We start from the raw sequence: 17733 nt of genomic DNA on the forward strand, positions 1-17733 counted from the left end.
TGGTATTAAGTATTCGGCTTACAAGTCCAAAATTCACAATAAAGAAAATCTAGGAGAATTAATGAATCTTACCTTTCAAGAACTAGGCATTTCCCAAGAGCGTGTTGAACAATTAGAAAAAATCGGCTTCACCGCACCTACCAACATTCAAATGCAAGCGATTCCCCAACTTTTGGCGGGTCGTGATGTAGTGGGTCAATCCCAAACAGGTACAGGGAAAACGGCTGCTTTTTCTTTGCCCATGTTGGAAAAATTGGATGTAAGTAAAAGAGCAGTACAAGCGTTAGTTTTAACACCGACTCGTGAATTGGCGATGCAGGTTCATGATGCCATTTCCCAGTTTATGGGTGATGATGGTTTGCGTGTTTTGGCTATCTATGGTGGTCAGTCTATTGACCGACAAATGATGCAGCTAAAACGTGGTGTTCATGTAGTTGTCGGTACACCAGGACGGGTAATAGACTTGTTGGAACGTGGTAGTTTAAAGCTCGACCAAGTGAAATGGTTTGTTTTAGATGAAGCCGATGAAATGTTGAGCATGGGTTTTATTGATGATGTGATCAAAATTTTGTCCCAAGCTCCCGAAGATCGGCAAACGGCTTTATTCTCGGCAACTATGCCCCCATCTATTCGCCAGTTGGTGAATAAGTTTTTAAACTCTCCGGTGACTGTTACAGTTGAGCAACCAAAAGCTGCACCCAATAAAATCAACCAAGTAGCTTATCTAATTCCTCGACACTGGACAAAGGCTAAAGCTTTGCAACCTATTTTGGAAATGGAAGATCCAGACACAGCTTTAATCTTTGTCCGCACCAGACGCACAGCCGCAGAATTGACCAATCAATTGCAAGCTGCTGGTCACAGTGTAGATGAATATCATGGTGATTTATCCCAACAAGCACGGGAAAGATTATTAACTCGTTTCCGTAATGCCCAAGTACGCTGGGTGGTAGCTACTGATATTGCGGCACGGGGTTTAGATGTGGATCTGCTTTCCCACGTGATTAACTTTGACTTGCCTGATAGTGTAGAAACCTACCTGCACCGGATCGGACGAACTGGTCGCGCTGGTAAAGAAGGTACTGCGATTTCTTTGGTACAACCATTTGAACGTCGTAAGCAACAGGCATTTGAACGCCATAACCGTCAAAGCTGGCAGGTGTTAACAATTCCTACCAGAGCGCAAATTGAAGCTCGACACATTCAGAAATTGAAAGATCAGGTTTCTGAAGCTTTAGCAGGTGAACGGTTGGCTTCATTCTTGCCCATTATTAGCGAATTGACTGAAAAATATGATGCTCAGGCGATCGCAGCAGCAGCTTTACAACTGGCTTACGATCAAACCCGTCCCGCTTGGTTGCAAAATGGTGTAGATGTTCCTGATGAAGAACCTACTCCCAAACCCAAACTCAACAAACGTCGTGATGGCGATCGCTCAGAACGCAATTTTGGCGGTGACTACAACGAGCGTTCTGGAGGTAATCGTGGACGTTCCTGGTCTAAGTCTGACAGAAATGGCGATGAAGGAAGGCCTACACCCAAACCCAAACTACGGAAGGAACGCCAAGAACGCTATGACCGTCATGAGTCTCCTGTTTTACCAGGTAATCAAAAACAGATATAGGGAATAGGGAATAGGGAATAGAGAATAGGGAATAGGGAATAGGGAATAGGGAATAGAAGGCAAAAGGCAAGAGGCAAGAGGCAAAAGATAAATATTCTTCCCCTGCTTCCCCTGCTTCCCCTCCCCTGCCTCCCTCACAAGGGTAGGTTTTTAATATTAACTGTGAAGGCAGGACTAGGAAGACAAGGGTGGAAAGTAGACAAGGAAGATTTTCTCAGCACAATGGTCTTTTTGTTACCAAGAGAAGATGATTTTGTACTGTTTTCCTCCCTTGTCCACTGTCCTTCCTTGTCCCCCAAGTCTTGCCCTCACGACAATGTAAAAAACCTACCCTTGTAAGCTCCCCTGCCTCCCAACTTCCGACTTCTCGTCAATTTTTCCAAGGTTGGGTAATTTGATCTATCTCTTGTAACTCATCCTTGGTCATGTTCCAACCTAAAGCGCCAACATTCTGATTTACCTGTTCGGCGTTTTTGACTCCGGCAATGGGAATTACGTTCCCCTGGGCAATTAACCAGTTAAGGGCTACTTGGGCAGGGGTACGATCATATTTTTCACCAATTTTCCGCAATAAAGATAAGACTGGGACAATTTTATTTAAACCATCTTGACTAAATCGCGGGTCTATGGTTCTCGCTCCTGTGGGTTTATAAGCAGGTGTATATTTACCTGTTAATAATCCCTGAGCTAAGGGGCTATAAGCTAATATTGTTACATCTAAATCACGGGCTGTTTGTAAAATACCATTGGTTTCAATTTTCCGTGTTAGCAGAGAATAACGAGTTTGGTTTACTGCTAAAGGTATTCCTCTTGCGGCTAATATTTTGTGCGCCTTTCGCATTTGTGATGCAGAATAATTACTAACACCTATTGCACCAATTCTACCCTTATGCACTTCGTTGGCTAAGGTATTCAACAAAGTTTTTTGACTGAGAAAAAATGTAAACGGCCAATGAACTTGGTATAATTCTATTCTTTCAAGTTGCAGACGGTTAAGACTGTTTGTTAAAGCTTCCAATACGGATTTACTATTCCAACGCCAGGGAGATGGTCCAAATTTAGTCGCAATTTGTACGTGTTGCGATGTTTGCTTCATGAACTTTCCTAACAACTCTTCAGAAAGTCCGAACCCGTACACTTCCGCAGTGTCGAAAAAAGTGACACCAGCGTTTACAGCGGCGCTAAAAGCTGCTTCTAACTGTTCTTCACCGTAACTATCGCCATAATTCCAAAAGATTTTATCGCCCCAAGCCCATGTTCCCAAAAACATAGGGGGAACGGTTACGCCACTTTGACCTAATGTGATGGTTTTCATTTTGCTAAAATGGATTTTATTTACATTTCTTTAAATATTTAGTTTATCGTCTTTTATCATCTTGTTCAGGTTAGTCGAAAGTGGTTGAACATTTCGGTTTATCTTGGTTAATGGAAGATGAAATTCTGTAAACAATACAAAACAGTAGTTATGGCAGGTGATATTTTCGATACCCCAAAAGACTCCCTAACCGTACCCAAGGTCAACATACCGACTATGTTTAGGTTAGGATTTTTTCAGATGGGGTTGAGTATGATGTCTATTTTGACTCTGGGGGTACTCAACCGAGTCATGATTCAAGAAATCGCCATTCCGGCGACAATAGTAGCTATAGTGTTAGCTATACCTGCTTTTGTCTCTCCGACGCGAATTTTATTTGGACAGATATCTGATGCTAAACCGTTGTTGGGTTATCATCGTACAGCTTATGTGTGGATCGGGGCGGCAATATTTGCGATCGCTGCTTTTTTAGCAGTACAAGTAATTTGGCAGTTAAACGCTATCAGTGGTGATAGTTGGGTATGGACAACTCAAGCGATCGCTTGGACAGGAGTTTTAGGTTTAGTTTTTGCTATTTATGGTTTAGCAATTTGTGTTAGTGGTACTGCATTTGCCGCATTATTAGTAGATATTTCCGAAGAAGATAACCGTTCCCAAGTCGTTGGTATTGTCTGGTCAATGCTAATGGTTGGTATTATTGTAGGAGCAATTGTTAGTTCTAGTTTATTAAAACAATTGGATGGAAATGCACCTTTAGAGACTTTACAATCTGCCATTAATAGATTATTTCTAATTGTTCCTAGTGTAGTATTTCTTTTCTCTATTATTTCTACTGTAGGTGTAGAAAAAAAATATTCTCGCTTTTATCAACGTTCCACACCAGGAAACCGAGAAGATAGCATTAGTTTAGGTGCAGCTTGGTCAATATTAACAGCTAGTCCGCAAACAGGTTTGTTTTTTACCTTTTTATTGGTAATGACAATTAGTTTATTCATGCAAGATCCAATTTTAGAACCTTATGCGGGTGAAGTGTTTAAAATGCCTTTGGCTGAAAGTACCAAACTTAATGTTTTTTATGGTACGGGAATTTTAATAGCTTATGGTGTAACTGGCTTTTTCATTGTGCCACGTATAGGTAAACGCAAAACAATTAAACTAGGCTGTATTTTAGTAGCTTTTTCCGCCTTATTATTAGGATTTTCCGGTTTTTCTGGTAATGCCAACTTTTTAAAATTTGGTTTAGTAATATTTGGTTTATCTACCGGTTTTGTCACCACTGGCGCAGTCAGTTTAATGTTAGATTTAACAGTAGCAGAAGCCGCAGGTACTTTTATCGGTGCATGGGGATTAGCACAATCTATATCTAGAGGAATAGCTGTAGTCATTGGTGGTACTGTTTTAGATATTGGTCGCAATTTGTTTACCAATAATTTAGTATTAGCTTATGGTATGGTTTTTGTTTTAGAAGCTTTGGGAATGATCATTTCTCTGTGGTTTTTAAACAGGGTAAATGTGACAGAATTTCAAACCAATACTAAGCAAGCTTTAGCTTCGGTTTTAGAAAGTGATTTAGATTAGGTGACTGGTGACTGGGGAGCATCCCAAATGTGTAAATTTATTTTTATCTAGGGAAATAAAATGCTCCAAGACTTGATATGATTGAACCGCAAAGGACGCAAAGGACACAAAGGTAAGAGATTGTGAGAGATTTTTTAGTGTTGCTGCGTTTATTTTGTCAAAATTGGGATGCTCCCGGTGACTGGTGACTAGTGACTGGTGATGAGGTATAATTAGCCAATGACTAATGACCAATAAATAATTACGAATTACGAATTACGAATTAAACATGAATGATTTTTGGAATACGATTTTAGATTTTTCCCAAACTATTACAAGCAGAGTGGGAAAACAATTAATGCAGGATTTTGGTAAAGTTCAAGCATCTCAAAAAGCTGATGGAACTTTAGTTACTCAAGCTGATAAATGGGCGGATCAAGAAATTAGAGATGCTATAGCTTCTACTTTTTCAGGTTATGGAATTTTAAGTGAAGAAAGTGATAAAACTTTTCCTGATACAGAATGGTGTTGGGTAATTGATCCTTTGGATGGGACAACAAATTTTACCAGGGGTATTCCTATCTGGGCAATTTCTTTAGGTTTACTTTATCAAGGTACGCCCATTTTCGGTTATGTTCATGTACCACCATTAAATCAAACCTTTCATGGTTTTTGGGCTGGTTCATCAGGCTTGCAAACGCCAACAGGAGCATTTTTAAATAACCATCCTATCCACACCAGTAAGGATGATCCGAGTGGAAATCATTTTTTTAATCTTTGTTCTCGCAGTACGGGAATTATTCAACCGGGTTTTCCTTGTAAGTTGCGGATGTTAGGAGTTGCAAGTTATAACTTTTTAACTGTTGCGACTGGTGCGGTTTTGGGAGGTGTGGAAGCGACTCCAAAAGTTTGGGATATTGCAGGTGCTTGGGTAATTTTACAAGCTGCTGGTGGTTGTTGGATATCTTTAAAAGATCAACCTTTTCCATTAATAGCAGGTGTTGATTATAGTAATATTTCTTTTCCGACAATGGTTGTCAGTGATCCAAGGGTGGAATCTGTGTTTACACCATTTCTTAAAGGTGTTAAATTGTAGTATTAGCAGGACTTACGCAACACAAAACGAAAGTAGGGGTAATTCATGAATTACCCCTACATAAGAATCAGATTTTTAGTTAAATTTTACCTAAGTTCTAATCAGAAATAACGAACCACAGAGACACAGACAACACAGAGAAATGAAGATTTGAAATAATAAAATAAAAAAGGTAGGTGCTATGGCTAAAATGAAAATTCTGCAAGAAGATCAATCTTATACTTTTCGGTCTTATTTTGAGTTACCTTATGAAGCAGATGATATTTTAGCTGAATTTAATTACTCTCTAATTAAAACGCACCTATCTTTACCACAAACCAAGCAGGAATTTCAAGAATTACCAGCACTCAAACAAAGAATAGAGGATATTTTACCTTTTGTTAGTTTGAGTAATGAAACTGCAAGAAGGGAAACTTTAGTATCTCCAATTTTGTTGGAGGTAATTCGTTATTGTCATTGTCAAATGCGAATTGAATACCCTCTTGCTATTAATAATCAACTCAAGGGTAATCTTGATTATCTTTTACGGTTAAATAATAATTTCTTGGTTATCGAAGCTAAAAATGATGATTTGACTAGAGGTTTTACACAATTAGCTGTAGAATTAATTGCATTATCTCAAATTCAGGAAAAGAGTATTTTGTATGGTGCTGTTACTATTGGTAATGTTTGGCAATTTGGTAAGATTGATAGTAGTCAACAACAAATAACCCAAGATATTAATTTGTTTAAAGTTCCTGGAGATGTAGATATTTTGGTTAGTTCAATTATCGGTATTTTACAAGAAATAAATAACTAATCACCATTTACCAATCACCCATTACCAATTACCTATTACCAAATTATGAAAGCACTTTGGTTAGAAAATAAAGAATTACAATTAAAAACGGATATTCCCATTCCCCAACCCCCAAAGGGAGAAGCTGTAGTAAAGGTTTTACGTGCAGGTATTTGTAATACTGATTTAGAATTACTCAAAGGTTATTATCCCTATACAGGTATTTTAGGTCATGAATTTGTAGGAATTGTAGAAAAAGGTTCAGAACATTTAATAAATAAAAGAGTTGTTGGTGAAATAAACGCTGCTTGTGGTTATTGTCGGTTTTGTCTGCGGGGAGAACCTACCCACTGTGAAAATCGCACGGTTTTAGGTATTGTTAATCGTAATGGTGCTTTTGCTGAATATCTGTGTTTACCTGAAAAAAACCTGCATCTTGTCCCAGAAAATGTTTCTACAGATGCAGCAACTTTTACTGAACCTATTGCAGCAGCTTTAGAAATTCAAGAACAGGTAAAAATCATTCCAGATGATAGAGTTTTAGTTGTAGGAGATGGAAAATTAGGACAATTAATAGCGCAAACTTTAGCGTTAACTGGTTGTGATGTATTAGTAGTAGGAAGACACAAAGATAAATTAGCAAACTTGGAAAATAGAGGAATAAAAACAGGTTTAGTTGATGATATAAAAGATAGAAGTTTTGATATTTCTGTAGATTGTACAGGAAATCCTGAAGGTTTTGCTACTGCACGTCGCGCTTTACGTCCTAGAGGTACGCTAGTTTTAAAAAGTACCTACGCTGGTGATTTAAGTGTGGATATGTCTTCATTAGTGGTAGATGAAATCACCCTGATCGGTTCTCGTTGTGGTCCCTTTTCTCCAGCATTGGAATTATTAGCAAAAAATCAGATAGATGTTACATATTTGATTCAAGCAAATTATCCATTGAGTGAAGGTTTAGCTGCTTTTGCAAAAGCACAAACTAAGGGAGTTTTAAAGGTGTTGTTAGAGATGAATTAGTTGATAATTGACAATTGATAATTGATAATTGACAATTGATAATTATTTTATTCTAGTTTTAAATCGTCAATTATCCAATGTTAATTTTCAATTGTTGAAGGAAAATCTCACATTGATTCTGCACCTTTGGTAACTAAACGTTTAAATAAAGCTGCTGACCAACCAGTTTCTCTTAATACAGCAGTTGTTGCAACATCTATATATGATTGTTCAATAAATGCTAGGTCAATCATGCAAATTTTACCTAAAGCATCTTTTAATTCCTCGGATTTTTCTTGTGCTTTGAGTTTTTTTCCTACTTCGTTGACTACTGTGGCCATTGCGGGTACTATATGTTGGGGTTGAATCCCGACTTTGACATGAACTAGACCAATTTTCCACCTTCTTTCAGCATAATCATCACCCCAATGATCAATTCCTGTGAACATTTCATGAAACCATGTAACGAAGGTTTGTTTTAATCTATGAACTCTTCCTTCAGTTTCGTTTAAAACTGCATTCATTTCTTCATCACGACCTAAGTAAGCATAGAAATGATCTGCCATTTCTGCGGCAATTTCTAATCCCCAGTCTGCGTTTGCTTTTAAGGTTGATTGATCATTTTCATGGAAATCAAACCTTTTGACTAAGGTTTTCATGAAAGCAGAAGGTTCTATACTCATATTCATCCTTTCAACTTTATCAAGTTATCCAATAAATACGCACAAATACGTACTTTACAAACAGATAGGTTTTTAAGTAGCCTTTACTGTCTGGTTGTAATTTATCTGGTTGTAATTTAACTGACAAAGTTGAGGAAGTTCTGAAAATGGCAAAAATTGTTACAAATATTTGTAGTGTATCTGGGGAAAATAACCTGCTGATTGTCTAATATTTTTCAGAATCAAAATTTTAATGTGCTTGATAATCCTTACAATCTATTGCTTCTTCTGTATTCGCAATATAAGGATTTACTGTACATTTAAGACGATAATTATTAGTAAAAAATTGGCAATTATGACAGGGAATTTGGTGCATTTTTTTAGCAGTTTTCACGGTGTCTTTTGTCGCTGTCCATAAATTGAGAAACACTATAATTATGGTTGTCCAAGCGACGACAAAACAAATGGGAATTAAAAATGGCTGTATCCCATGAATGAGAAAAGATACAAAATTTAACATGGCAATAGTCAATACAAGTGAGGAGTTAGGAACTAATATAACTCCTAACTCCTCATTGATCACTTCTTTCTGAAGATATATTAAAGTGACTGGGGACTGGGCATAATATTAACTCTTGCCTTTTTTTGCCTTCTGTTCCCTGCTAACCGTTAAATTCCCGCGTGTCCTAATGCTAAACCTGTTACTAGCATTCCGAATACTAGGAAAGGTTGGGCGCTGGCTTGGTATTTGACATCATTTGCTATAGGATCACGTAAGAAATACATATCCTGGAAGGTGATTTGGGGAATGATTAATAATACCAAAATTGCGGCGTACAAGTTCTCATGGATGCTGACAAGATAACCTGCAACTAAACCTTGGAATAAGTCAATCATGATTACACAAATTAACGCGGCAGTTTGTACACCAAACATGACTGGTAATGATTTTAAACCAAGTTGGCGATCGCCTTCTACACTCTTGAAATCATTAACAACAGCAATTCCCAAACCTGCCAAACTATAAAATAAGGTGAGAACTACAATTTTCCAATTTAACTCACCAAATAAAGCATGACCCGCCCACCAAGGTAATGCAATATAACTTGCACCTAAAGCATAATTTCCTAACCAACCATTTTGTTTTAATTTTAATGGTGGTGCTGAATAAATGTAGGCAATAAAAGAACCAAAAACAGACAGTCCTAAAATATTAGGAAATGAATGACCAGCCCATAAATCTAAAGTATAGGCTACACCATATCCTAATAATAGTAAAAGCACAAATTGGGTAACTACTTGTTTTTCGGAAATTGCCCCCGATGGAATAGGGCGGTAAGGTTCATTAATAGCGTCTATTTCCCGATCATAATAATCATTAATGGTTTGGGTATAACCAGTTAATAATGGACCAGAAAGCAACATACAAAGGGCTGCTTTTAAGACATTTTCCAAAGTCCAAGTATAGTTACCGGAAGACGCTGCACCACAAACAACACCCCAAATTAAGGGAATCCAGGTAATAGGTTTCATCAACTGTAAACGAATTTTCCAAATTGATGTTTCACCTGGTGCTGCACCTTTCATTCCCAGAAGTTGGCGAGTTTTCGCACTGCGATCTTCTGAGTTTGTTACTTCCTGAATTTTTGTTTCTACAATCTCAGTTGGTTGAGGATTTTGATTTATGGGAGTTGATTCAGACATAATATTTATTTCATCTCTCTATGGGAAACTGGGCATTGGTGATTGGTAATTGGTAATTGGTAATTGGTAATTGGAAAAACTTTTACCCATTACCCATTACCCATTACCCATTACCCATTACCTAAAAAGAAATTATCAAATAACTATTTTGAAACTTTGCCCCGGTAACAGGTTTACCACTGAGGGCAGGGGGTAAGAAGATATTACGGCGATGATCTCCGGCTTCTATTGTGACTTCTGGACCCGATTGAGTGAGTTTGACTTGTTTTTTGTCAAAACCTGGTAAAAATAGCCGTACTTGGCGATTATGTACGTCTATTTCAATTGGTTTGGGTGCTTTTAATGCTTGCTCGACAAAGTTAGGTAAAGCATCTATCAAAGGTTGCCATTCACTGTTGGATACATCAGGAACTATGCTGATAGGTAGGGGTGAAAATTCTGCTGATAGATTGGTGCTTTGATCAGCAGATACTAAAATTGCGCCACCAATAGTTAAACCAACTTGTTGGGCAGTACCCCAAAGATAACGGGAAATGACCACATCTATGGGATCTGGGGTTGTGACTAAAAATGCTGCGACACGATTAGGATCAGCTAAAGCTGCTTTACCTTGATCAAGAAAATTATTAACTTGGTTAGTGGGTAGGGAGAAGTTATCAGCCGTCCAGTTAACATTAAATAAACTGGTAATCAGGGGTTGAATGAGGGGTGATTCAGAAATTGCTTTATCTAGATCGGAGTTGGCAAACAATTGTCTAAATCTTCGCACGTACCAGCTAAGAGATTCGGGCATTCCCAACATCCGCAAGGTGGCAGCGTCTCCAGCACCATCATAGATAATCGCGTCATATTTGCCACTGGCATCATATTCACGAATCGCATTGAGAGCAAGGGCGTTATCCATGCCTGGTAACACTACCAGTTCTTGTCCATAGACCTCTTTTAAAATCGGTGTACGGAGATATTGTGCTCCTAATTTTTTTACTTCTTCCCAGTTGCGTTCTAGCAGTACAGTTTCAAGCATCTGTACTGCTTGCAAGTTGGGAGCGATTTCTTGGGGGTCAGGAGAGAGAGTAGTTTCCAGTAAAATTGGCAACGTTGGTTCTGCTAATCCTGCTAAAAGTACCCGTTTGCCTTGGCTTGCCAATAGCTTGGCTGCGGCGATCGCAATTTTACTGCGAGCGATGCCGTTTTTGCCTAAAAATGTCAGTATCAAGGCCATTACGTGATTTCCAATTACCGCCTATTTGTTCAACTCCAACTTAGCACTTAAATAAAACAGCTAATCTACCTATATGGCTTTAATTTCATCCTCAAAGAACCAAGTGGAGGTATTGTCATCAAATTTGACTACAACACCAATACCAGCACCATCTGTAACTTTGTAACCTTCTATCACACCTACTTTACCTAGTTTTTGAGCGATAGGAGCAGATACGCGATCGCGCAAACGAACTACTTTAACCTTTTGTCCGATTTCCATGTCTAGTTAGAATCCAATAATCCAAATCTCAGTGTACCGGAATCTGCGACTTAGTTGGCAGTTAAGCTTTCAGAAATGTTACTTTGATAGTTATCTGATTTAACATTTGTGTATGTTTAAATATATTTATTTATTTTATACTTCAACCATATATATATAATCATGTTATAAATTCTAGATAAATCCTAAAATGAGTGACAATAAAATTACCCAATTACCGTGAAAACAGATACCATTTTCTATAGCTTATTTCAAGAATTTCCGAGCATTTTCTTTGAATTAATTAACAAATCTCCCACAGAAGCAGTTGCTTATGAATTTACATCCCGTGAAGTCAAACAACTAGCTTTTCGCTTGGATGGATTATTTTTACCAACTACCAAAGATGCCAAAAAACCATTTTATGTAGTGGAAGTACAATTTCAACCAGACGATGATTTATATTATCGGCTATTTGCAGAACTTTGCCTCTACTTAAAACAATACAAACCGCCCCATCCTTGGCAGGTTGTCATTATCTATCCTAGTCGTACCATAGAAAGAGAACAGCCTGTACAATTTGGTGAAATCTTGCTATTGGAGCGAGTCAAACGCATTTACTTAGATGAGTTAGGAGAAACTTCTTTAGGGGTAGGAGTTGTTAAACTAGTAATAGAAACAGAACAGACAGCACCAGAATTAGCAAAACAGTTAATTGCCCAAGCCAACCAACAAATTAATGATACCACCAGTAAACGGGATCTGATCAAACTAATTGAGACAATTATCGTCTATAAATTACCCCAAAAAAGCCGCGAGGAGATAGAAGCCATGTTAGGGTTAAGTGATTTAAAACAAACCAGAGTTTATCAAGAAGCATTAGCAGAGGGAAGACAGGAAGGTAAACAAGAAGGGATAACGGAAGCAACCAAAAAATTAGCTTTAAAGTTATTAAGAATTGGTATGAGTTTAGAGCAAATTGCTGAAGTTACAGAATTATCTTTGGCACAAGTTCAAGATTTACAACGAGAACTTTAAGAGTTTTACTGCTTACTAAATAATTAATTTTCTGAGGGTGTATTCAATGAATACGCCCTGATGAGGTAATAAAAAATGTATCAAAATCATCCACCTTCACCCAAAGAAACCATGCCCACAATGTATGATTTACCTGGTGAATTAATAGGAGAATCAGGGTTGCCGGACGAATTTCATTGTATACAAGCGGATTTACTGACAGAAACTTGTCAACCGACCAATTATCAAACCTCAGAAATTTTACTAGCTAGTGACTTAAATCTATATTATGATCCACGTCATCCTAGTTGGTATAAACGCCCTGATTGGTATATGGTACTGGGAGTTACCAATACTAACCAACAGGAAGATTTACGTTTAAGTTATGTAGTTTGGCAAGAAGGAATTGATCCGTTTTTGGTAGTAGAATTACTCTCACCAGGAACAGAACAAGAAGACTTAGGACAAACTCTCAGAGAAGTGAATAAACCGCCCACAAAATGGGAAGTATATCAGCAAATTTTGCGTATCCCTTACTATGTGATTTATGACAGGTATGAAAATAATTTCCGTAGTTTTAAACTCAATGGTACTCGATATGAACCTGTCGATTTATCAGATAACCGTTTTTGGTTAGAAGAAATAAAAATGGGTTTAGGTTTATGGCGAGGAAATTATCAAAACACAGAGGGTTTATGGTTACGTTGGTATAACAATAATGGTTGGTTGCCAACATTAGCAGAAAAAGCAGAAAACGAACGTCAACGGGCAGAAAGTGAACGTTTAAGGGCAGATAAACTAGCAGCAAAATTGCGTGATTTAGGAATAGATCCTGATAGTTTAGTAAATTAGGAAAAAACTATGACTACAACTGTAAAATTAACTGATTTCAAGATTGAATATCCTAGTAGTGATGGTGAACCAGTGGCAGAAACTTATATACATCTCTATGCAATTTTAACAACCTTAGAAGTTCTCAAACAATACCTTACAGGTAGACAAGCAACGGTACTGGCAAATCAATTTTTATATTATGCCCAAGGTTTTCCCAAATTAAGAATAGCACCAGATGTCATGGTTATTTTTGATGTGCCTTCTGGTGGTAGAGATAACTATAAAATTTGGGAAGAAGGACAAGTTCCTCAAGTAGTTTTTGAAATGACAAGTGCAGGAACTCAAAAACAAGATCAAGAATACAAGAAATTATTGTATGAACAATTAGGAATTTTAGAATATTGGTTATTTGATCCCAAAGGAGAATGGATAAATCAAAAATTACAAGGTTATCGTTTACAGGATGAGATTTATCAACCCATTACAGATAATTTATGTCAACCTTTGGGTTTGCGTTTAGAAGTAGAAGGGAAACTTTTAAGATTTTACCGTTTAGATACAGGGGATAAATTACTGATACCAACAGAACTTGCTGAACAGGCAGAAAATGAACGTAAACGGGCAGAAAGTGAACGCCAACGGGCAGATAAATTAGCAGAAAAATTGCGCTCTTTGGGAATAGAGCCTGATACCTTTTTCTTGTAAAAAATACTGAAAAACATCCTCGTGCTTCCTGGGTAATATGGGAAGAAAACGGCAAATATCCCAATTTAATCATTGAATTACTTTCTGAAATGGGATTTTATGGCAATATATCAAACAAGCTTTTAAAGGTGTGCGTGTGGCTTGGAGTGCTGGTCTTGCTTGGCATTACGGAAATAATGAGAAAATTCTTAACAAGAATCATATTAGTTTATCATGGATCAAAGATTGTAACTTATCCAAGTAAAATCTATGGCTTTAACCGCACAAGAAATAGAAGCATTAATGCCAGATTGCACCGAACTACTTAGCGACGAACCAGAAATGGAAAGCTCTTTACATTATACACAACTATTAATATTAGTAACTTGTTTGGAATGGTTGTGGAGAGATAGAGAAGATTTCTTTATCGGCGCAAATCTTAGCATCTACTATAGCCGGCAACAGTTAAAAAATCGAGACTTTAGAGGACCTGACTTTTTCCTAGTCAAAGACACAGAAAAACGCCCTCGTGCTTCTTGGGTAGTATGGGAAGAAGACGGTAGATATCCCAATTTAATTATTGAATTACTTTCCGATTCTACTGCTAAAGTAGATCGGGGATTAAAAAAAGAGTTGTACCAAAACCGATTTAGAACTCCTGAATATTTTTGGTTTTCGCCTAATACCTTAGAATTGGTAGGGTGGCGATTAACAGACAGTGAATATAAAAGTATTACTCCTTCGGAAAATGGCTGGTATTGGAGTCAGGAATTAGGGTTGTATTTAGGAGTGTTTGAAAGTAGATTAAGGTATTTCAGTGTTGAGGGGCGATTAATACCCACACCTGAAGAAGCAAATTTAGAAGAAATCAGAAAAGCTGAAATTGCTTATAAAAAAGCAGAAGCAGAAAAGCAAAGGGCTGAAGACGCAGAAGCTAAAGCAGCTATTTTAGCTCAGAGGTTAAGAGATTTAGGTATTAATCTTGATAGTTTGTAAATAATTTGTCATTCAATAGATCCCGACTTTTTCTTTTGAGAGAAGTTAGGGATCTATAGGACTTACGCAAGATGTGACTGAAAACCTTATTCTTGCCTAGGGGTAATTCATGAATTACCCCTACTTTCGTTCCCTTTTGCGTAAGTCTTGATCTATTTTAACGTTCAAAACCCTATCTTTTATCCAGCAGCGATCGTACCACCTCAAGTCAAGCCTTTTCTGAGTTTCAATCCCCTATCGCCTATAATTGAGAGTCTGCGGCAGATTACATTATCAGGTTCTGCACCAGATTTAGGTTTAATATGGGGGCGTTACTGAGTGGCATAATTATTTTGTCCTTAGGATGGACTTGTTTTCATCTGTGGCGACATCAGTTTATGGATTTATTGTAAATAGACTTGTTTTGTTGATATAACTATTATTTGATACAGCAGTTTCCATGATTATCAGGCACAAATATTAATGATAAAACCCTTGTAGCACAGGCATACTTCGACATAGTTCGACTGCGCTCACTAACCGCTCAGTACAAGTCTTGCCTGTTCATAATCTACATCGTGTAGATGGAATATGCTATAATTGCAGACCATTAGATACGGATAGTTTATAATTAACTTAAACATAGTAATTTATCCTAAGAAAATCTATGGCTTTAACCGCACAAGAAATAGAAGCATTAATGCCAGATTGCACTCAACTACTAAGCGACGAGCCAGAAATGGAAAGCTCATTACATTATACACAATTATTAATATTAGTAACTTGTTTAGAATGGTTATGGCGTGATAGAGAGGATTTTTTCATTGGTGCAAATCTTAGTATTTACTATAGTCGTCAACAATTAAAAAACCGAGACTTCAGAGGTCCAGACTTTTTTCTAGTCAAAGATACGGAAAAACGTCCGCGCCTGTCTTGGGTAATATGGGAAGAGGATGGTAAATATCCCAATGTGATCATTGAATTACTTTCTGATTCTACAGCGAAAGTAGATAAGGGATTGAAAAAACAATTGTATCAAAATCAATTCCGCACTCCTGAGTATTTTTGGTTTTCCCCAAATACCTTAGAATTAATAGGATGGCGACTAACAGACAGTGAATATAAAGCTATTACACCATCAGAAAAGGACTGGTATTGGAGTCAGGAGTTAGGTTTATACTTAGGCGTTTGGAAAGAGAAGTTAAGATATTTTACAGTTGAAGGAAAGTTAGTACCTACACCAGAAGAAGCTATTTTAGAAGAAATTAGAAAAGCTGAAATTGCCCTCCAAAGAGTAGAAATTGAAGAACGAAAAGCTGAAGCTGAACGCCAAAAGGCTGAGTCTGAACGGCAAAAGGCTGAGTCTGAACGGCAAAAGGCTGAAACTGAACGGCAACGTGCTGATGAAGCAGAGAATAAAGCCGCTATTTTAGCTCAAAAATTGCGAGAATTAGGTATTGAACCTGATAGTTTAAGTTAAACTAATGCTAAAAATAGGGTATAATCTCGGAATTACTCAGCGGATTACGCTTTGACAGTATCATGCTGTGTTGTCAAATCACAACTAAACCTGCTTAAAAAAGAAATCATAGCAAAATGAATAATGCCCTTGAAAACTTGAATAAACTAAAACAAAAAACGCGTTGCATAAATGCGGGATGAATTGGCGTTTGAAACCGTTGAAAATTCGTTCTAAATTGGGCGAAATCATCCCATGATTCAGCAACGCCACAAAAAATTATTGACCATCAAGCCATTGTTGGGGTAGTAGGTCTAGGATATGTAGGCTTACCATTTGCTGTGGAAAAAGCTAAAGTTGGCTATCAAGTTCTGGGTATAGAACAAAACCCAGTGAGGGTTGAACGGATCAACATGGCAGATAATTACATTACAGATGTTAAAGATGAGGATTTAAAAAAAGTTGTCAGTAGCGGTAAACTACTGGCAGTGACAGATTTTGAAAAAGTTTTAGAAAGTGATGTTATCGTTATCTGTGTTCCCACTCCCCTCACTAAAAATTTGACTCCCAATCTCAGTTATGTTGAAAATGTTACTCATGAGATATCTAAACGATTGCGTTCTGGACAGTTAGTAACATTAGAATCAACAACTTACCCAGGCACAACGGATGAAGTGATGCGCCCTGTTTTAGAACAAGTTAGTGGTTTAAAGCAAGGAGAAGATTTCTTTTTAGCGCATTCCCCAGAAAGAGTAGACCCGGGTAATCAACGTTACACTACAAAAAATACCAGTAAGGTAGTAGGAGCGTCAGATCAAAATTCTCTGGAAGTAGCTCAATTGTTTTATGAACAAACCATTGATCATGTAGTGCCTGTGAGCAGTGCAAAAGCTGCGGAACTGGTGAAGGTGTTTGAAAATACTTTTCGAGCAGTAAATATTGCATTGGTAAATGAATTGGCTTTGTTGTGCGATCGCCTTAACCTCAATGTTTGGGAAGTGTTAGATGCAGCCAATACTAAACCCTTTGGAATTATGCCTTTTTATCCGGGTCCTGGGGTTGGTGGTCACTGTATTCCCATTGACCCCCATTATTTAGAATGGAAAGCCAAGGAAGTTAATTTTAATACCCATTTTATAGCTTTGGCTGGGGAAATTAACCGTTCTATGCCCCTATTTGTCAGAGAAAAAGCCCGGAGGGTGTTAAATGATTTAGGCATTGCCCCAGCTAAATCAAAAGTGCTAATTATTGGTGTAGCCTATAAAAAAGATTTAGGTGACTGGCGGGAATCTCCGGCTTTGATGGTTATTGATTACCTTTTACAAGATAAAATTACAATCAGCTACCATGATCCTTATGTATCACAGATTGAGGTGCAAGATAGAATATACTCTCATGTAGAGTTAACAGAAGAAACAATTAGTGGGGCTGATTTAGTGATTATCACAACGGATCACAGTCACATAGATTACAGGAATTTAGTAGCCAAATCCAAAGCAGTATTAGATACACGGGGTATAACTCGTCATCTTGATTGTCTCCATGATAAAGTAACTCTGTTGTGAGG

At 37.6% G+C, this 17733-nt stretch carries 17 protein-coding genes and 2 pseudogenes; 13 read left to right on the forward strand and 6 right to left on the reverse strand.

The window, feature by feature from the left end:
- The first annotated feature begins 61 nt into the window (after positions 1 to 61).
- Positions 62 to 1624, forward strand: a complete 1563-nt coding sequence (locus H5968_RS00070; protein WP_187038441.1) for a DEAD/DEAH box helicase — start codon at positions 62 to 64, stop codon at positions 1622 to 1624.
- Between the two features lie 370 nt (positions 1625 to 1994).
- On the opposite strand, the gene H5968_RS00075 is transcribed toward H5968_RS00070, so the two are convergent.
- Positions 1995 to 2939, reverse strand: a complete 945-nt coding sequence (locus tag H5968_RS00075; protein ID WP_187038297.1) for an aldo/keto reductase — start codon at positions 2937 to 2939, stop codon at positions 1995 to 1997.
- 150 nt (positions 2940 to 3089) lie between these two features.
- Here H5968_RS00075 and H5968_RS00080 point away from each other — a divergent pair, with 150 nt between their 5' ends.
- The 4 genes from H5968_RS00080 to H5968_RS00095 all read left to right on the forward strand — a co-directional run bounded on the left by H5968_RS00080 (position 3090) and on the right by H5968_RS00095 (position 7390).
- Complete coding sequence (locus tag H5968_RS00080; protein WP_187038298.1) at positions 3090 to 4517, forward strand: BCD family MFS transporter; 1428 nt, start codon at positions 3090 to 3092, stop codon at positions 4515 to 4517.
- Positions 4518 to 4785: 268 nt separating this feature from the next.
- On the forward strand, positions 4786 to 5592 hold the full coding sequence (locus H5968_RS00085; protein ID WP_096567894.1) for an inositol monophosphatase family protein: 807 nt from the start codon (positions 4786 to 4788) through the stop codon (positions 5590 to 5592).
- Positions 5593 to 5773: 181 nt separating this feature from the next.
- On the forward strand, positions 5774 to 6391 hold the full coding sequence (locus H5968_RS00090) for a hypothetical protein (protein ID WP_187038299.1): 618 nt from the start codon (positions 5774 to 5776) through the stop codon (positions 6389 to 6391).
- A gap of 45 nt (positions 6392 to 6436) precedes the next feature.
- Positions 6437 to 7390 (forward strand): alcohol dehydrogenase catalytic domain-containing protein, encoded by a 954-nt coding sequence (locus H5968_RS00095; protein ID WP_187038300.1) that lies wholly within the window; start codon positions 6437 to 6439, stop codon positions 7388 to 7390.
- A gap of 107 nt (positions 7391 to 7497) precedes the next feature.
- On the opposite strand, the gene H5968_RS00100 is transcribed toward H5968_RS00095, so the two are convergent.
- The 5 genes from H5968_RS00100 to H5968_RS00120 all read right to left on the reverse strand — a co-directional run bounded on the left by H5968_RS00100 (position 7498) and on the right by H5968_RS00120 (position 11218).
- Positions 7498 to 8052, reverse strand: a complete 555-nt coding sequence (locus tag H5968_RS00100; protein WP_187038301.1) for a protoglobin domain-containing protein — start codon at positions 8050 to 8052, stop codon at positions 7498 to 7500.
- A 229-nt stretch (positions 8053 to 8281) separates the two neighbouring features.
- Positions 8282 to 8551: a hypothetical protein gene (locus H5968_RS00105; RefSeq protein ID WP_187038442.1), complete on the reverse strand. Its 270-nt coding sequence runs from the start codon at positions 8549 to 8551 to the stop codon at positions 8282 to 8284.
- Between the two features lie 149 nt (positions 8552 to 8700).
- Complete coding sequence (gene chlG / locus H5968_RS00110; RefSeq protein WP_187038302.1) at positions 8701 to 9735, reverse strand: chlorophyll synthase ChlG; 1035 nt, start codon at positions 9733 to 9735, stop codon at positions 8701 to 8703.
- A 121-nt stretch (positions 9736 to 9856) separates the two neighbouring features.
- Positions 9857 to 10957 (reverse strand): ArsA family ATPase, encoded by a 1101-nt coding sequence (locus H5968_RS00115; protein WP_187038303.1) that lies wholly within the window; start codon positions 10955 to 10957, stop codon positions 9857 to 9859.
- Between the two features lie 69 nt (positions 10958 to 11026).
- Positions 11027 to 11218, reverse strand: a complete 192-nt coding sequence (locus H5968_RS00120; RefSeq protein WP_096567904.1) for a DUF2862 domain-containing protein — start codon at positions 11216 to 11218, stop codon at positions 11027 to 11029.
- 219 nt (positions 11219 to 11437) lie between these two features.
- On the opposite strand from H5968_RS00120, the gene H5968_RS00125 reads away from it, so the two are divergent.
- The 8 genes and pseudogenes from H5968_RS00125 (at position 11438) to H5968_RS00150 (ending at position 17731) form a co-directional block, all read left to right on the forward strand.
- Positions 11438 to 12235, forward strand: coding sequence for an Rpn family recombination-promoting nuclease/putative transposase (locus tag H5968_RS00125; protein ID WP_187038304.1), 798 nt, complete (start codon positions 11438 to 11440; stop codon positions 12233 to 12235).
- A 75-nt stretch (positions 12236 to 12310) separates the two neighbouring features.
- Positions 12311 to 13066 (forward strand): Uma2 family endonuclease, encoded by a 756-nt coding sequence (locus tag H5968_RS00130; protein ID WP_187038305.1) that lies wholly within the window; start codon positions 12311 to 12313, stop codon positions 13064 to 13066.
- A 9-nt stretch (positions 13067 to 13075) separates the two neighbouring features.
- Positions 13076 to 13753, forward strand: coding sequence for a Uma2 family endonuclease (locus tag H5968_RS00135; protein WP_187038306.1), 678 nt, complete (start codon positions 13076 to 13078; stop codon positions 13751 to 13753).
- Positions 13744 to 13839: pseudogene (locus H5968_RS25320) on the forward strand (Uma2 family endonuclease); the annotation flags it as partial. The gene H5968_RS00135 and the pseudogene H5968_RS25320, both read left to right, overlap by 10 nt.
- A 163-nt stretch (positions 13840 to 14002) precedes the next feature.
- On the forward strand, positions 14003 to 14728 hold the full coding sequence (locus H5968_RS00140) for a Uma2 family endonuclease (RefSeq protein WP_187038307.1): 726 nt from the start codon (positions 14003 to 14005) through the stop codon (positions 14726 to 14728).
- Positions 14729 to 14890: 162 nt separating this feature from the next.
- Positions 14891 to 15120: pseudogene (locus tag H5968_RS25325) on the forward strand (ABC transporter permease); the annotation flags it as partial.
- A 254-nt stretch (positions 15121 to 15374) separates the two neighbouring features.
- Positions 15375 to 16187 carry a Uma2 family endonuclease gene (locus H5968_RS00145; RefSeq protein ID WP_187038308.1) on the forward strand — a complete coding sequence of 271 codons (813 nt, stop codon included), beginning with the start codon at positions 15375 to 15377 and terminating at the stop codon, positions 16185 to 16187.
- A 275-nt stretch (positions 16188 to 16462) separates the two neighbouring features.
- Entirely contained in the window at positions 16463 to 17731 is a 1269-nt protein-coding gene (locus H5968_RS00150; RefSeq protein WP_370569736.1) for a nucleotide sugar dehydrogenase, read from the forward strand.
- The last annotated feature ends 2 nt before the right edge of the window (positions 17732 to 17733 follow it).

This window comes from Sphaerospermopsis sp. LEGE 00249, from assembly GCF_014299995.1.
GTDB lineage: Bacteria > Cyanobacteriota > Cyanobacteriia > Cyanobacteriales > Nostocaceae > Sphaerospermopsis > Sphaerospermopsis kisseleviana.

Bases quoted from the DNA above. Each gene is read 5' to 3' on its own strand.
- H5968_RS00070 (WP_187038441.1), top strand. From the start codon at position 62: ATGAATCTTACCTTTCAAGAACTAGGCATTTCCCAAGAGCGTGTTGAA.
- H5968_RS00075 (WP_187038297.1), bottom strand. From the start codon at position 2,939: ATGAAAACCATCACATTAGGTCAAAGTGGCGTAACCGTTCCCCCTATG.
- H5968_RS00080 (WP_187038298.1), top strand. From the start codon at position 3,090: ATGGCAGGTGATATTTTCGATACCCCAAAAGACTCCCTAACCGTACCC.
- H5968_RS00085 (WP_096567894.1), top strand. From the start codon at position 4,786: ATGAATGATTTTTGGAATACGATTTTAGATTTTTCCCAAACTATTACA.
- H5968_RS00090 (WP_187038299.1), top strand. From the start codon at position 5,774: ATGGCTAAAATGAAAATTCTGCAAGAAGATCAATCTTATACTTTTCGG.
- H5968_RS00095 (WP_187038300.1), top strand. From the start codon at position 6,437: ATGAAAGCACTTTGGTTAGAAAATAAAGAATTACAATTAAAAACGGAT.
- H5968_RS00100 (WP_187038301.1), bottom strand. From the start codon at position 8,052: ATGAGTATAGAACCTTCTGCTTTCATGAAAACCTTAGTCAAAAGGTTT.
- H5968_RS00105 (WP_187038442.1), bottom strand. From the start codon at position 8,551: ATGTTAAATTTTGTATCTTTTCTCATTCATGGGATACAGCCATTTTTA.
- chlG (WP_187038302.1), bottom strand. From the start codon at position 9,735: ATGTCTGAATCAACTCCCATAAATCAAAATCCTCAACCAACTGAGATT.
- H5968_RS00115 (WP_187038303.1), bottom strand. From the start codon at position 10,957: ATGGCCTTGATACTGACATTTTTAGGCAAAAACGGCATCGCTCGCAGT.
- H5968_RS00120 (WP_096567904.1), bottom strand. From the start codon at position 11,218: ATGGAAATCGGACAAAAGGTTAAAGTAGTTCGTTTGCGCGATCGCGTA.
- H5968_RS00130 (WP_187038305.1), top strand. From the start codon at position 12,311: ATGTATCAAAATCATCCACCTTCACCCAAAGAAACCATGCCCACAATG.
- H5968_RS00135 (WP_187038306.1), top strand. From the start codon at position 13,076: ATGACTACAACTGTAAAATTAACTGATTTCAAGATTGAATATCCTAGT.
- H5968_RS00140 (WP_187038307.1), top strand. From the start codon at position 14,003: ATGGCTTTAACCGCACAAGAAATAGAAGCATTAATGCCAGATTGCACC.
- H5968_RS00145 (WP_187038308.1), top strand. From the start codon at position 15,375: ATGGCTTTAACCGCACAAGAAATAGAAGCATTAATGCCAGATTGCACT.